At 51.2% G+C, this 14,670-nt stretch carries 14 protein-coding genes; 11 read left to right on the forward strand and 3 right to left on the reverse strand.

Going from position 1 to position 14,670, the window contains the following annotated elements:
- The first annotated feature begins 144 nt into the window (after positions 1-144).
- Both GC56T3_RS14020 and GC56T3_RS14025 read left to right on the forward strand, forming a co-directional pair.
- Positions 145-864, forward strand: a complete 720-nt coding sequence (locus GC56T3_RS14020) for a hypothetical protein (RefSeq protein WP_013146048.1) — start codon at positions 145-147, stop codon at positions 862-864.
- A 101-nt stretch (positions 865-965) separates the two neighbouring features.
- Positions 966-1,730: a hypothetical protein gene (locus GC56T3_RS14025; RefSeq protein ID WP_013146049.1), complete on the forward strand. Its 765-nt coding sequence runs from the start codon at positions 966-968 to the stop codon at positions 1,728-1,730.
- Positions 1,731-2,051: 321 nt separating this feature from the next.
- Here the strand turns inward: GC56T3_RS14025 and GC56T3_RS14030 are convergent, their stop codons facing one another.
- Entirely contained in the window at positions 2,052-2,402 is a 351-nt protein-coding gene (locus GC56T3_RS14030; RefSeq protein WP_013146050.1) for a DUF1360 domain-containing protein, read from the reverse strand.
- Positions 2,403-2,580: 178 nt separating this feature from the next.
- On the opposite strand from GC56T3_RS14030, the gene GC56T3_RS14035 reads away from it, so the two are divergent.
- The 8 genes from GC56T3_RS14035 to GC56T3_RS14070 all read left to right on the forward strand — a co-directional run bounded on the left by GC56T3_RS14035 (position 2,581) and on the right by GC56T3_RS14070 (position 11,713).
- Positions 2,581-2,883 carry a hypothetical protein gene (locus tag GC56T3_RS14035; protein ID WP_013146051.1) on the forward strand — a complete coding sequence of 101 codons (303 nt, stop codon included), beginning with the start codon at positions 2,581-2,583 and terminating at the stop codon, positions 2,881-2,883.
- 161 nt (positions 2,884-3,044) lie between these two features.
- Positions 3,045-4,040, forward strand: coding sequence for an aminoglycoside phosphotransferase family protein (locus GC56T3_RS14040; protein ID WP_013146052.1), 996 nt, complete (start codon positions 3,045-3,047; stop codon positions 4,038-4,040).
- A 6-nt stretch (positions 4,041-4,046) separates the two neighbouring features.
- A complete protein-coding gene (locus tag GC56T3_RS14045) occupies positions 4,047-5,126 on the forward strand; it encodes a glycosyltransferase (RefSeq protein ID WP_013146053.1) in 1,080 nt (359 codons plus the stop codon).
- A 276-nt stretch (positions 5,127-5,402) separates the two neighbouring features.
- Positions 5,403-6,686 (forward strand): UDP-glucose/GDP-mannose dehydrogenase family protein, encoded by a 1,284-nt coding sequence (locus tag GC56T3_RS14050; RefSeq protein WP_013146054.1) that lies wholly within the window; start codon positions 5,403-5,405, stop codon positions 6,684-6,686.
- The gene (locus GC56T3_RS14055) at positions 6,683-7,639 is read left to right on the forward strand and encodes an NAD(P)-dependent oxidoreductase (RefSeq protein WP_013146055.1); all 957 of its coding nucleotides are present in this window, start codon (positions 6,683-6,685) and stop codon (positions 7,637-7,639) included. Before GC56T3_RS14050 ends, GC56T3_RS14055 begins: the two co-directional genes overlap by 4 nt.
- Positions 7,636-8,790 carry a glycosyltransferase family 4 protein gene (locus GC56T3_RS14060; protein ID WP_013146056.1) on the forward strand — a complete coding sequence of 385 codons (1,155 nt, stop codon included), beginning with the start codon at positions 7,636-7,638 and terminating at the stop codon, positions 8,788-8,790. The genes GC56T3_RS14055 and GC56T3_RS14060 overlap by 4 nt, the downstream gene beginning before the upstream one ends.
- A gap of 254 nt (positions 8,791-9,044) precedes the next feature.
- On the forward strand, positions 9,045-10,139 hold the full coding sequence (locus GC56T3_RS14065) for a CotS family spore coat protein (RefSeq protein ID WP_013146057.1): 1,095 nt from the start codon (positions 9,045-9,047) through the stop codon (positions 10,137-10,139).
- A 2-nt stretch (positions 10,140-10,141) separates the two neighbouring features.
- Complete coding sequence (locus GC56T3_RS14070; protein ID WP_013146058.1) at positions 10,142-11,713, forward strand: glycosyltransferase family 4 protein; 1,572 nt, start codon at positions 10,142-10,144, stop codon at positions 11,711-11,713.
- Positions 11,714-11,872: 159 nt separating this feature from the next.
- On the opposite strand, the gene GC56T3_RS14075 is transcribed toward GC56T3_RS14070, so the two are convergent.
- The gene (locus GC56T3_RS14075; protein WP_013146059.1) at positions 11,873-12,283 is read right to left on the reverse strand and encodes a CotO family spore coat protein; all 411 of its coding nucleotides are present in this window, start codon (positions 12,281-12,283) and stop codon (positions 11,873-11,875) included.
- Between the two features lie 118 nt (positions 12,284-12,401).
- The gene (fabI, locus tag GC56T3_RS14080; protein ID WP_013146060.1) at positions 12,402-13,178 is read right to left on the reverse strand and encodes an enoyl-ACP reductase FabI; all 777 of its coding nucleotides are present in this window, start codon (positions 13,176-13,178) and stop codon (positions 12,402-12,404) included.
- A gap of 198 nt (positions 13,179-13,376) precedes the next feature.
- Here fabI and GC56T3_RS14085 point away from each other — a divergent pair, with 198 nt between their 5' ends.
- Positions 13,377-14,552 carry an FtsW/RodA/SpoVE family cell cycle protein gene (locus GC56T3_RS14085; protein WP_013146061.1) on the forward strand — a complete coding sequence of 392 codons (1,176 nt, stop codon included), beginning with the start codon at positions 13,377-13,379 and terminating at the stop codon, positions 14,550-14,552.
- The last annotated feature ends 118 nt before the right edge of the window (positions 14,553-14,670 follow it).

A 14,670-nucleotide genomic window follows, 5' to 3' on the forward strand; every position in this document is an offset into this window, starting at 1 on the left:
CCCCTTTGATTCATCGTTGTCTGCACCCACCAGCAAAAAATCCGCATCTGTCCCAACACATTTACCTAAGCCGTTCCATAGTATACAGTAGTCCCAAACCACCAGGCGTTGGGGAACAAATGAACGATAGGAGGAACGAAGAAAATGGGTCATCATCACCGTCGCGATACAGAAAGAGTATGCATCAGAACGCGCAAAATTTACGACTGGGTGACGCGCCAAGTCGATGTGCCATTGCGAAGCTTCAGCGGCGAGGATTTGGAAGCGATTTTCCCGATGGACCACTGCCGGCGGGAAGGAACAATTTGCGATTTTTTGGGAGCGCAACATACAACCCCGCAACACTTGACGATCCGCTGCTTCCTGACAGACGCCGACGGAAACCCGATCGACTCGGTCGTTGACCAGGACGCATTGATTTGCCAGGAAATTACGCAGCCAAACGGCCGGCAGTCCGTAAACGTCACCCTTCCTTCTGGGGAAACGGTGACGTTGCAAAAAGTCAAAGCGCTCATCAAAGGGCATGTCGTCGTGCAAATTGTCAGCCCAGCCGGCACGGTCATTTGCCAATCGAAGCCAATTCCGTTCGCTACAGCACAAACGTTCATCTTGTGCGCCCCGGAAGGCACGCAGCTCAACTGCCATATTTCGTTCTTCGAATGCGACACGAGCCTAGTCTGCACAGACAACTTTGCACAACTTGATGTTTCCATCACCTTATGCCTTGAAGTCCAAGTGGAAGCTGATGTCAAAATCGAAGTCGAAGCTCGTTTCTGCCAACCGCGCGAAGAATTGGCCGAAGCCGTGCTTTGCCCGACAACCAAATTCCCGCCGCAATGCCCGGACGTATTCCCGGCCATGTAGCGTCCTGCACCGTTCAGGCTGTTGTTCCAACAACAGCCTTTTTTATATGGCATGCACCCGCAATGGATACATAAGATGAGAATGGAAGGGGTGGAAACCGTATGAAAAACAAAAACGACCAACATCTCCGTCTGCAGCAACAAATCATCCACTACCGGTCAGAAGCAGCCTCATGCCGGCAACAAGTGCAGCAACTGGAGGCCGAGTTGGCCAAGGAAAAAATGCGCAGCGCCTATTTGAAAGAGAAGCTGCGTGAAGCAGAAACAACCAACGTTGAAACGTACAAGAAAAAAATCGCCGCCTTGGAACGCCAGCTTCTGTTGTGTGAAATTGCACTGGAAGAAACGCGATATAACACCTCAAAAGAGACACAGACACCAGCGTTTGAACGAGCTGCTGCCGTGTCAGCGTTGTTTCACTATTCTGTCGTCGTTCCGACGCATCTTGATGAGGAGGAGCTGACCATCATCGGCGATTTCATCATTCGCAATCACGGAACAGCGCCGCTTCACCATTTGATTGTCTGTCTCCGCCTTTCGCCTCCAAAAACGGCGGTGCTCAGCGGGAAAATTGTTTTGCCAAACAGCGGACGGGCCGAGCAGGAAGCGCTGATCTCCAATAGCGCGGAAAGCTGGACGTTCACCCAAGAAAACTGGCGGGAAAAAGTGCGGCAAAGCGGGGAATACTGGCTTGCCCCGCTTTATGACGCCCCGCTTGAACCAGGCGAGGAGCGGCGCTTTTCCCAGTTTGAAATCACTGTTCCCCCGTCCAGCAATGCCCGCTCATTGACGGTTGATGGATTCGTGTATTGCGCAGAACTGCCAAAGGGCGTTCCTGCCGCCAACCATATTGCCATTCAATGGTGACCCGCTCGTTTTCCGCCTTCATGCCGACCAGCGGCGCACCTGCTGTTTGGGCCGGCCGTTTTGGGCCGGCTCCGCTATTTCCTATTTCAAACAATAGGAGTTGGACGTTTCCTTTCATCAACGTCATCCCGACAAGCTGCGCTGCTGTTTTTGCATCACCGGCTGACGACGGCTTGACGACTTCCATCCACACCGCCAGCCATTCCTTCAGCGAACGTTGCCCAACCAGCATCAGCGGTTCGCTGTCCATTTTTTGACCAAAACGACGCCCGCCGGCATCCCTCATTGGCTGTGTCATGATCTCAATAGCCGCCTTTCTCCTTACGACAGCCATTTACTGACGATCGTCTCCATGATCGCCGCCCCGCCGGCAATCGCTAGAAGCATAATGAGCGGCTCAAAAACATTCGGCCAAAGCATTAGGCCAGTATAACAAAACGCCGCACACCAGATCCCCGTGCACCAGTAGCAGCTCAGCAGTTCGCCAAACCAGCGACGCAGCCCGCCTCCCTTGAAAGAAAGAAATGCTTGTTTGCTTCCGTCTGGAAGTTCCTGCTCCGTCCATTCGTGAAATGGACGGCGAATCCAGGCGGTGATCGCATCATATACAATCAGCCGTGTCAGGCGAAAGCTGGCTAAACAAAGAAGGACAAATGAAAATGGATCGTCCATGCTCCCCTCCCCCTTTCCGTCGGTCATGACCGCTAAAAAACCGATTACCTCTCCGTCGTTCCAACTTGGCAGCCAGTGAATTCTCTTTGACGCGGACGTTTGCCCAAACGCTCTCCTAAGCCAATCATATGATGGAGTATAGGTTTTTAACACAAGGGACAAGAAAGGAGGCGACGCGATGTACCATGTCTTTTTCAACCGACGCCCAACCCGACCCCGCCTTCCCCGTGCTCTTTACGAACAGCTGGCCGCGCTTCCACTCAACACTGAGGTTAACGTGCACACCACCAACGAGACGCATTACAATGCGCTTTTTCTCGGCTTCGAGCCGCGGACGAACAACGTCTCACTGTTGGTTGACCGCTTTTATAAAGACGGGGGGCGCTCCCTTGCGATCGATGCAACCACAATCACCGCAATCGATCTCCCTGTTTCCATGCGGCCGGCTTCATCCGCTGATTCGGATGACGAGGAAGAATAACCAAGAAAGAAAGCACAGCCGGCTGACGCCAACCAGCGCGGTCGGCGCTTATTTTTTTGGCGGCGCCGTTTTCTCATTGACTAGTGCGCTTGTCCATACATTCTCTTCTCGTATTACATACACTTTTACTAATCGACAATGGATGCTAGGAGGAACTGATCTTGGCTTCGAAACGATCTCGCTTGTTGTTTGACATTTTAAGCCGTTACGACCTGACTGGAACTGAAGTCGATATCATGAAGGAACTGAAAAAAGAAAAAGTATGGCTTGTGCGAAACAAAAAAACGAGGGAACGGTACGTGCTGAAACGGCTGAGCGAAGACAAAACGAATTTTCCGATTTTGCTTCATTCAAAGCTGTACCAAGAAGGATTTCATGTCCCAAAAATCTTCCAAACGAAAACAGACCAATATTACATCCACCGAAAAGGCCATTACTACTATTTGATGGACTACATCGTCCCAAGCGGAACGAAGCCCTCTTTCCAACAACGGATCGAAGGGCTCGCCCGCTTTCATGCTCACAGTCTGTTTGCCGATTGGATCGGCCCCTGCCCTTCATCGTTTCCGGAGCCGAAAGACGTGCTGAGCGCACATCGGCAAAAAGCAGCACAGTTAGAGGAGCAGGCAAAGGCCATCGATCATGGTGACACTCTTTCTCATATAATGGAACAGATGGCCCGGATCGCTAATCAAAGTTATGCATGGCTTGAAAAAAGCAATCTAGCTGATTTTTGCCGCACAGCGAAAGAACGAAAGGCCATTTGCCACGGGGATTACAACAGCAACAACCTTTTATTGGCGGAAAACCACGAAGTCATCATGATCGACTTTGACCTCGCCTACTATGGTCTTCCGCTTGATGATTTTCGCTTTTTGCTTATTTCTTTGACGAAAAACCCGAAAAACGATGCGGTAAAACGAACGGAGCTACTATTTGACCTTTATTTCTCCGTTTGTTCCCTGTATGCTCCATACAAAAGTGTCTATTTGGCTGATGCCATGTTTCCGCACGTGTTTTACAGCGAAACGGTCGGCCAAGAAAAGCAAAAGCGGGCGGTAAACAGCCCAGCGTCCTTGAACTTGCTCACCCGCCTCGCCGAACAGGAAATAAAAAAATTCGCATTCTTGTCCGATTTTTTCAAAAGCGAGGGATAGAGAAAAATGAAACAAACGATCGCCCACTTTCTTCATGAAAAAATGAAAATCAATCAACGTTTTATTTACAACCAAATGGTTCATTTAAAAAAATACCGCCCGATCATGATCGGGTCATTCGCCGATGACGGCAGCCATCCGTTTCCTCTCATCAACTATTATCACCTCAACGACATCGACGATTTCGGCCGCTTCGCCAAAGAACAAAATATTGTCGCCATTCACGCTCACCATGGAAAGCATGCCGTCGAAATTCTTCCGCTTTGCATCGCCCATCGCATTCCGCTTGTCGTCAGCATCCGCGGCCGCGATGGATCGGCGAAATATCAAAGCTTGCGGCGCAATCAAAAACGGTACAATTTGCTCAAACAGCACGGGGCGCTCTTTCTTCCTGTCTGCCGCTATCTTGCCAATGAACTGACCACACTAGGCTTTCCGCCGGAAAAAATCCAAGTTCTCTACGGCGGCATCGAGCTCGATTTATTTCCGTACCGAGAGCGGACGATTCCTGAGAACGGAGACATCATCATTCTCTCAATCGGCCGGCTCGTCGAGAAAAAAGGCTTTTTAACGCTCGTGCGCGCCTTTTGGCGCGTGCATGCGGTTCATCCGCGCTGCCGCCTCCGCATCATCGGCAGCGGCAAAGAGGAAGAAAACATCCGCCGGCTTGTCAGCGAGCTGAAGCTCGATCCGTTTGTCGACCTGCTGGGTGCCATGGATGCCGCTTCAATCGCCCGCGAAATGGAACGCGCCCATCTATTTTGCCTGGCGAGCGAGACCGCTTCTGATGGAGACATCGAAGGCATCCCCAACGTGTTGAAAGAGGCGATGGCAAGCGGACTGCCGGTCGTCTCAACGAATCACGCCGGCATCCCCGAATTGATCGAACACAAACGCACCGGCTATCTCGCACCAGAAAGAGACGATCTTGAGCTGGCGAACGGCATTCGCTTTTTTCTGGAACATCCGGAACGAATTCCATCCTTCACGAAAAAAGCGCGCAAAGTGATTGAACAGCGGTTTGATATCACGAAACAAATCAAGGTGCAGGAGCGGTTGTATGATGAGTTCATCAAAAGGGGCTGACCCAAAAGGCTGTCTGCCTTCAGGATAGACACAAAATATATTGTGAAAGAAGCGGTCAGTGCGTATATATAGAGACGAAAGAGGGTGTCCCGATCTTTTTGGGACACCCCCTTTGTTGCTTAATTCTTACCCTTTCCTTTCCAAACAGTAGAAAGGTTGTCCGACGAAAATAGGCCGCACCATTTCCAGCGTTTTAGGCGCTTGCCATGTAGCAAACCACGCTTGTCTGTTAATACGCTATAAAAGCCGGAGATTTCACGAAGGAGGCCTATTAGCATGAACATCTGCATCATTGGCGCTGGCTACGTCGGACTAACCACCGCTGCCGTCCTTGCTGAACTTGGGCATGAAGTGCATTGCATTGATCATGATGAACGGAAAATCCGCCTGCTCAATAACGGGGAAGTTCCGTTTTATGAGCCAGGGCTCGAAGAATTGATTGTCAAAAACTATAATGATCTGACGTTCAGCGGCCGCTGGGATGATATCAAACGGGCGGCCGTCGTTGTCATTTGTGTCGGCACCCCGCCGCGGCCCGACGGCAGCACCGATTTGCGCTATATTGAAGCGGTGCTCGACCGCTTGGCAACGACGATCAAATCGTACAAAACGATCGTCACGAAAAGCACCGTCCCTCCGGGGACGAATGAATGGATGCGTGCCGAGCTCATCCGCAAAGGAGTGAAACCGCAGTTGTTCCGCATCGTATCCAACCCAGAGTTTTTGCGGGAAGGGTCGGCTGTCTACGATATGTTTCACCCAGACAAAATCGTCGTCGGACTCGAACCGGATGATGACCAATCGCTTGCCGTCATGCAGGCGGTGTATGCCGGCATCAATGCCCCTTACCTCACAACGAGCCTGACCGGCGCGGAACTGATCAAATACGCCGCCAACGCGTTTTTGGCGACCAAAATTTCCTTTATTAACGAAATGGCGCGCATCTGTGACGCGTTTGCCGTCGATGTCAATGACATCGCCCGCGGGATCGGCCTCGACCCGCGCATCGGCCCACACTTTTTGCGGGCCGGCCTCGGCTATGGTGGCTCCTGTTTTCCAAAGGACGTCAAAGCGCTCGAACATGCGGCGCGCTCGCGCCAAGTGGAGCCGCATTTGCTGAAGGCAGTGCAGACCGTCAATGCCACCCAGCTTGACGTTTGCTTCCAAAAACTCAATGAGCAACTTGCCCCATTGACGGACAAAAAGATCGCCGTGCTTGGCATCTCCTTCAAGCCGAATACAGACGATACGCGTTTTTCCCCCGCTGAAGCGCTCATCCGCCGATTGAGTGAAAACGGCTGTACGGTTGCCGCCTACGACCCGAAGGCAACGCTCTCGGAGCCGCTCGCCCGTGTCACACAAGTCCAGTCGGTGCACGAAGCGATCCAAGGGGCGGATGGCTTGGTCATCGCCACCGATTGGGACGAATTCCGCACGCTTGACTGGGGGCAAGTGAAAGCGGCGATGAATGGGACGCTCGTGTTTGACGGTCGAAACTGTTTGGATCGCCATGCAGTCGAACAAAGCGGTTTGCGCTACATGGGGGTGGGGCGCCCGTGAACATTCTCGTCACCGGGGCGGCCGGATTTATCGGCTCCCATTTATGCGAAAAACTGCTCGAAAACGACGAGCATCATGTGATTGGCGTCGACGGCTTTCTCGGACCGACGCCGGCGCCGCTAAAAGCGAAGAACATTGCCCATTTGCAGTCTCATCCACGGTTTACCTTTCTTGAACTGGATTTGTTGACAGCCGATTTGCCGTCCTTGCTGCAAAACGTCGAAGCGGTCTACCACTTAGCCGGCATGCCCGGTGTGCGAACGAGCTGGGGGACAGAGTTTGCCGCCTATGCTGCACACAACATTTCCGCTACCCAGCGGTTGCTTGAGGCATGCAAAGGCCGGCCGCTCAAACGGTTCATCTACGCTTCGACCTCATCCGTCTACGGCGAGCGGAGCGGCCCGTTGTCGGAAACGCTTGAACCGGCCCCGCTCTCCCCATATGGCATTACGAAGCTCACCGGCGAACATTTATGCCGCGTTTATTTTCGCGAGTTCGCCGTACCGATCGTCATTTTGCGCTATTTCACCGTCTATGGCCCGCGCCAGCGCCCGGACATGTCGTTTCACCGCTTCATCCGCCAGCTGCTCGCTGGACAACCGCTCACCGTGTTCGGCGACGGAACACAATCGCGCGATTTCACCTATATTTCTGACTGCGTTGATGGAACGATCGCCGCGCTCGAGCGGGATGGCGTCATTGGAGAAACGATCAATATCGGCGGAAAAGAACGAGCATCGGTCAATGAGGTGATCCGTCTGCTGGAAACGCTGACGGGAAAACAAGCGATCATTCAGTATACCCCCGCCGCCCGCGGAGAGCCGAAACAAACGTGGGCCGACTTGACAAAAGCGGAGCGGCTGCTCGGGTACAAGCCGGTTGTAACGCTTGAGGGCGGCCTACAAAAAGAGATCGAATACATCCGTTCGCTGTATGAGGGTGAGCATTCATGAAAATCGCCTATGTCTGCACGGAAAAGCTGCCCGCCCCGGCAGTGCGGGGCGGGGCCATTCAAATGATGATCGATGGGATTGCTCCCTTGATCGCCCGACGCCACGAACTGACGATTTTTTCAATCGCTGATCCGCTTTTGCCGCCTGAAGAGACAGACGGAGACATCCGCTACATCCGTTTTCCAAAAGCCACGTATGAAACGGATGTGGCACGTGCGCTGGCCGCGCACAAATTTGATGTCGTCCACGTTTTCAACCGTCCTGTTCCACTCATCGATTACCAAGCGGCGGCTCCGCAAAGCGTCTTTGTGCTAAGTCTTCATAACGACATGTTTTCCCCGCTGAAAATGACAGCAGAACAGGCGAAGCGGGCGCTAGACGCCTGCACCTTGCTGACCGCCGTCAGTGAATACATCAAACGGACGGTGACTGAACGGTACTTGGTGAACCCGCAAAAAATCAAAGTCATTTATTCCGGAGTCGACCTTGCCCAGTACATCCCCGTCTGGACAGAAGAGGGCAAGCGCATACGCCAGGCAGAACGCGAAGCGTACGGACTCACTGATAAAAAAGTCGTTCTCTTTCTAGGCCGACTCAGCAAAACAAAAGGACCGCATTTGCTGATTCAATGCTTGCCATCCCTTTTGGTCCGCCATCCCGAGGCAGCGCTTGTCATCGTCGGCGGAAAATGGTTCGGCGACACCGGACGAAGCGAATACATCGACTGGCTTCATGAGCTCGCGGCGCCGATGGCCGATCGCGTTCTGTTTACGAATTACGTTCCGCACAGTCATATCCCCAAACTGCTCTTAATGGCCGATGTGTTTGTATGCAGCTCGCAATGGCACGAGCCGCTCGCCCGCGTTCATTACGAAGCGATGGCCGCCGGCATTCCGGTCGTGACAACCAACCGCGGCGGCAATGCCGAAATCGTCCGCCACGGCGAAACCGGCTTTGTCATCGATGACTACCAAAACCCGCACGCTTTTTTTGAAGCGATTGATTACATGCTTGTGAACAAACATGAAGCGGAAACCATGGCGAAAAAGGCAAGAAGGCTCGTTGAACAGCAATTTCAATTCCACCATGTGGCCAAGCGGTTTGAAACGGTTTATATCGAAGCATGTTCCTCCCTTTCCCCAAACCAATAAGGGCTGTCTAAGAGAAATGTTTTCGGGACAGCCTTTTTCTCTTTCTCCGATGAAATCAACCATGCCGCTCCTTGTGCATCTATCCCCACTCGTCACACTTTCGCCGCCCCCAGTTCGTCAAACTGCAGAGGCTTCGGGAAATATCCTCTATTTAATGAGCTTACCCAGTCCAATTTCGTTCTCCATACATATCCTAGTAGCAATCACACATATTTCGCTTCGTCCATTCCCAAATACCTGACAGGAGGGATAGCATGAAAGACATCGTTATTGAACCATGGCTCGTCGATGAAACGACCCATGAATTTTTTGTCCCTGAGTATATGATCCAGCTGGCAGAGGAAGTGCTGAAAAACTACGATTTATCCGTTCAAAACATGCAAATCGTTACGACAAAACCGGACAAGGGAGGAGCGATTTGGAAGCTCGAAACGAAATCAGGCCCGAAAAGTTTGAAGCTGCTGCACCGGAGGCCGACAAGGAGCCTATTCAGCCTAGGAGCACAAGAATATTTAGTGGAAGTGCGCAAGGCAAGAGTGCCGCCAATTGTAAAAACAAAGGATGGAAAAAGTTATGTCGAGGCAGGAGGAAAACTATGGTTTGTGGCGGAATGGATTGAACCGTTGACGCCAGTTACAAAGGATTTGGAAGGAGCAAGAAAGCTTTGTTATGCCCTTGGTGAATTCCATCGGCTAAGCAAAGGGTATGTCCCCCCAAAACAGGCGGAAATGGCTTCGCGGTTGCACAAATGGCCAAAAAACTATGAAAAAATGATTACGAAAATGAGCTGGTTTCGGAACATTGCCAAATACTACCCTGAAATGCCGGCAAGCCCACCGTTATTAGAGGTAGTTGACCGATTTGAAGAACAGGCGCGAAAAGGCATGGAACGATTCCTGCAATCCAGCTATGTTGAATTCGTCAAGCAAGGAACGGCTCATTGGGGGTTGGTTCACCAAGACTACGGTTGGTCCAACGGCCAAATGGGCGCGGACGGAATGTGGATTATTGATCTCGACGGAGTTGCCTTTGACCTTCCGATTCGTGATTTACGAAAACTCATTAGCGGCACAATGGCGGATTTATACAAATGGGATGCAACATGGGTGCGGGAAATGATTCTAGCGTATCATGAAGCAAATCCAATCACACCTGAATTATACGAGCTTTTGATGATTGACTTGGCCATGCCAAACGAATTTTATAAAAATATGAAAGAAGTCGTCTATGAACCGGAAATCTTTCTCAATGAACAAACCGCACAGCTCATTCAAACGATTGTCGAAACTGACCAGTCAAAGTGGCCTGTATTGGCAGAAATCGAAAATGACTGGAAAGGAGTGGGATAAATATGAGGATTTTGATGGTTTGTACAGAAAAACTCCCCGTTCCCCCTGTACTCGGCGGAGCCATTCAAACGTATATTTCCGGCATTCTTCCACATGTAAGCCAATTCCATGATATTACCGTTTTAGGCATCAGCGATTCGTCGCTTCCCGAGCAAGAAACGATCCAAGGCGTTCACTACGTGCGCGTACCGGGAAAAATATTTGAAATATACCGGGAAAACGTTGTTCGTTATGTGGAAGCGAACAAGTTCGATCTCATCCATATCTTTAACCGCCCCCGCCTTGTTCTGCCCATCCGGCAGGCAGCGCCCGACGCCAAAATGACGTTAAGTATGCACAATGATATGTTTCAACCGGAAAAAATCGATCCAGAAGAAGCAACGGCGGCCATCGCAGAAGTGGCCTACATCGTAACAGTGAGCGATTATATTGGCAATGTCATCCGCAGTCTATATCCGCAGGCATCGCCAAAATTGCGCACGATTTATTCTGGAGTAGACAGCGAACGATTTTTGCCGGGAAATCATCCAAAAATGCAGAAAATACGCAACGACATTCGGCGGGCACATGGGTTGGAAAACAAAACGGTCATTTTGTTCGCCGGAAGGCTGTCGCGCAATAAAGGGGTCGATAAACTCATTCTAGCATTGCCGGAGCTGGCAAAAAAATTTAAAAACTTAGCCCTGGTGATTGTCGGGAGCAACTGGTTTAGCGAAAATGACATTACTGATTATGTCGCATATGTAAGAGCACTGGCGAAACGAATGCCTGTCCCCGTTGTCACGACAGGCTTTGTCCCACCGAATGAAATCCAAAATTGGTTTGCGGCGGCTGATTTGTTTGTATGCACCTCGCAATGGCAGGAACCGTTGGCGCGCGTCCACTACGAGGCCATGGCAGCAGGCCTTCCGATCGTAACGACCGCGAGAGGCGGCAATCCGGAAGTCATTTTCGCCAATGAAAACGGCCTTATCGTAGAAAATCCGGAGGACCCGAGTGATTTTGCCAACAAGATTGCCCAAATATTATGGGATCAATCATTGATGAGAAGAATGGGAGAAAAAGGCCGGCAGCTTGCGATTTCGATCTATCATTGGGAGCGAGTCGCTTCCGAGTTATTGGAAGTTTGGGAGCAGGCGGAGAAAACAGAACAAGCTGTAGTGAGTGAAGAACAAGCAGCCGGCATGACAATAGAACCGCTGAAAGAAGATGCAACAGAACAACTGAACCGGCCAACCCCTAAAGCGGATGCAAAAGAAAAAGTCCACTCGAAAAAGAACGCGGCAGCGTCATCCGACAAAACGAAAAAGGGAAAAGCCAAAAAAGAGCGTGCCATATCAATGGAAGACCATCAACAAACAGCCAAACAAAAAGAAGCTGCGGCAGAGCGAACTGAACTCGCGAAAAGCGCCCCAGCTCCTAAACAGCCCCAAACCGGCCGCCACATAAAACCTTTTACCATTGCAAGCGGCAACCAACAAACGCTGGACGCGTCGCCTAAAACGCATTTGAACCGCAAATTGGCTCAAGCGAAACATGACACCAAACATTTTACGATTGCAAGCTCACACTAACACGAATCGAAAATCGCCAACGAAGAAAATGACGGACATCCAAAATAAAAATGAGAATACACTCCCACAGCAAATGAAGGAAACAAACCCTCATCATCCTTTCCTGGCGCCGCAACGCATTCGGATAAAGATGTGCTTCCTCACAGGAAAGGGAAGGCATTACTGCATAAACCCGATCATCGTCACCGCGAGAAGCTGCGCGCGCCCGATGACCGTTTCGTTTCCCTGTTCATCGGCGATCGTCAACTCGGTCGCCGTGCACTTCTTTAATATGCCTTCATAGCTCTTATCCTTCATGACAAATTGGCATTTCAGCGGCGGCAAATGGCCGGGCAGCTCCGCCAAAAAGGCCAGCCGCTCGTCGAGCGCCATCGCTTGGAATTCTTTTTTGGCAAAAAATTCAGTCGGTTCCTCCTCGCCGCCTCGTTCATCGCTGGAACTTCCTTCCTCTTCCTGTTGCATTCGGCTAGTCCACATAAACGTTTCTTGCATATGCGCCGCCGCCCGCATCGCTTTTGGCTGCACAATGTAAAGCAACGGCTCCGTCTCCACAACGTTTTGTTTCCGCACGTCGATCCCCCTTTCCATGCTTGCCTTACCTTATATATGTATGCCCGTGATCTCAATAATTGCCCAAGTCAAGCAAAAAACAGCCGCTCCATCAACAGGAACGGCTGCTCGCACGTTTTTAATATCCTAAAATGTGGTATCCCGAGTCGACGTGAATAATTTCCCCGGTGATGCCGCGCGACAAGTCGCTGAACAAAAACAGCGCCGCATCGCCGACTTCTTCTTGGGTCGTCGTCCGGCGGAGCGGAGCGCGTTCTTCGATTTGCTTTAAAATCGAGTTGAAATCGCTCACCCCTTTGGCCGACAGTGTGCGAATCGGTCCAGCGGAAATGGCATTGACGCGGATGCCGTATTTGCCTAAATCGTTCGCCAAATATTTCACGCTCGCATCAAGCGACGCTTTCGCCACACCCATAATGTTGTAGTTTTGCACGACGCGCTCGCCGCCTAAGTACGTGAGGGTGACGATGCTGCCGCCTTCCGTCATCAGTCCTTTCGCCTCGCGCGCGACCGCGGTGAGCGAGTAGGCGCTGATGTTGTGGGCGAGCAAAAAGCCTTCGCGGCTTACGTTCATATACTCACCGCTCAAGTCTTCTTTATTGGCATAGGCGATGCAATGAGCGACGCCATGGATGACGCCGACTTGTTCTTTGATTTGCGCGAAACATTGAACGATGTCTTCGTCTTTTGCCACATCGCATGGCAGCAGAAGCGAACGTTCGTCCCCAAGCGTATCCACAAGCGCCCGCACCTCTTTTTCAAACCGCTCTCCGGCATACGTAAACACCAACCGAGCGCCGGCAGCGTGAAGCGAACGAGCAATGCCCCAGGCGATGCTTCGTTTGTTCGCCACCCCCATCACGACATATGTACGTCCTTCCAACGATAAGACCATTCGTTCATCCTCCCAATTATCATTTATTCTTAGCACCAGGTGTTAATTCTATTATAGGCGATGCGGCGGGCGATGTAAATGCACGCTTCCCTTTTGCCTTCCGATTCCTTCATGCTGGCGGCGGTTTTTCCCACTTTGCAAAACCGGCGCGATTCGCTAATATGGTATATGGCACATTTGAATGGAGAGGATCGTTCCATGGATCATGATCGTTTTTCCAAATCGAAGCTTGATTACCATATGCTGTTCCTTTTATTCTTGATGGCCGTCATCAGCGCCATCGCCATCCATAGCGCAGAACCGATGCTGCCGGAGAAACTGCAAAACGTCAACTTCGCTTCGAAACAGCTGCAATGGTACGCCATCGGCGCTGTCGTGATCGCCTTGACGATGATCATTGACTATGATCGGCTGTTTCAAATCGCTTGGTATTTGTATGGATTCGGGATGTTGCTGTTGCTTGGGCTGGAATTGAATGTCCCAGGATCCGTAACCATTAAGGGGGCGACGAGCTGGTACCATCTACCTGGAGGCAACTTTCAGCCATCCGAGCTGATGAAAATTTTTATGATCATCGTCCTAAGTCGCATCATCGTCAACCATCGGGAAAAATATCCCGAACCGACGATCAGCGATGATTTTAAATTGCTTGGCAAAATCGCTTTGACCGTCTTGCCGCCGCTCATTTTGCTCGCCAAGCAGCCGGACATGGGCATGTCGATGGTGTTTATGGCCATCACCGCCACCTTGGTGCTCGTTTCCGGCATCCGCTGGCGCATCATTTTCGGCATTGTCTTTTCCGGTGTAACAATGGTGGCAGTCGTTGTGTTCATTTTCTTTTATTTTCCCGATTTCTTCCATAAATACATTATTAAAGAAGATTATCAGTTGAACCGGTTTTACGGCTGGTTGGCTCCATATGAATATTCCAACGAACAAGGCTTCCAGCTCATCCGTTCGCTCATGGCCATTGGGTCAGGGGAACTGTATGGGAAAGGATTGGGCAACTTACAAGTCTATTTGCCGGAGGCGCACACAGACTTTGTGTTTGGCGTCATCTCAGAACAGTTCGGATTTGTCGGCTCAAGCATCGTCGTGTCTCTCTTTTTCCTGCTCATTTATCGCATGATCCATATTGCCTTGGAGAGCAACGATTTATACGGCAGCTATTTATGCGCCGGCGTCGCGGGCATGATTACGTTCCAAGTGTTCCAAAACATTGGCATGACGATTGGACTTTTGCCGATCACGGGGTTGCCGCTTCCGTTCATCAGCTATGGAGGAAGCTCGCTGGCGACTTATATGCTGGCGATCGGCCTCGTCTTAAACGTTCATTCGCGAACGCGGAAGTTTATGTTCTCGAGCGATGAATAAAGCCGCTTGCTGTGTCCGCAGGCGGCTTTATTTTGGCCGTCACCCGGGCCAAGGCCCCTTCTTTGTTCCACTCTCCGCCGTGGCCTCTGCTCCCTGGACAGCGCCTCCGCTCGCACGC

Source organism: Geobacillus sp. C56-T3, from assembly GCF_000092445.1.
GTDB classification, from domain to species: domain Bacteria; phylum Bacillota; class Bacilli; order Bacillales; family Anoxybacillaceae; genus Geobacillus; species Geobacillus thermoleovorans.

Excerpts from the sequence above, each read along its gene's own strand:
- GC56T3_RS14020 (WP_013146048.1), top strand. The coding sequence starts at position 145 with ATGGGTCATCATCACCGTCGCGATACAGAAAGAGTATGCATCAGAACG.
- GC56T3_RS14025 (WP_013146049.1), top strand. The coding sequence starts at position 966 with ATGAAAAACAAAAACGACCAACATCTCCGTCTGCAGCAACAAATCATC.
- GC56T3_RS14030 (WP_013146050.1), bottom strand. The coding sequence starts at position 2,402 with ATGGACGATCCATTTTCATTTGTCCTTCTTTGTTTAGCCAGCTTTCGC.
- GC56T3_RS14035 (WP_013146051.1), top strand. The coding sequence starts at position 2,581 with ATGTACCATGTCTTTTTCAACCGACGCCCAACCCGACCCCGCCTTCCC.
- GC56T3_RS14045 (WP_013146053.1), top strand. The coding sequence starts at position 4,047 with ATGAAACAAACGATCGCCCACTTTCTTCATGAAAAAATGAAAATCAAT.
- GC56T3_RS14050 (WP_013146054.1), top strand. The coding sequence starts at position 5,403 with ATGAACATCTGCATCATTGGCGCTGGCTACGTCGGACTAACCACCGCT.
- GC56T3_RS14060 (WP_013146056.1), top strand. The coding sequence starts at position 7,636 with ATGAAAATCGCCTATGTCTGCACGGAAAAGCTGCCCGCCCCGGCAGTG.
- GC56T3_RS14065 (WP_013146057.1), top strand. The coding sequence starts at position 9,045 with ATGAAAGACATCGTTATTGAACCATGGCTCGTCGATGAAACGACCCAT.
- GC56T3_RS14070 (WP_013146058.1), top strand. The coding sequence starts at position 10,142 with ATGAGGATTTTGATGGTTTGTACAGAAAAACTCCCCGTTCCCCCTGTA.
- fabI (WP_013146060.1), bottom strand. The coding sequence starts at position 13,178 with ATGGTCTTATCGTTGGAAGGACGTACATATGTCGTGATGGGGGTGGCG.
- GC56T3_RS14085 (WP_013146061.1), top strand. The coding sequence starts at position 13,377 with ATGGATCATGATCGTTTTTCCAAATCGAAGCTTGATTACCATATGCTG.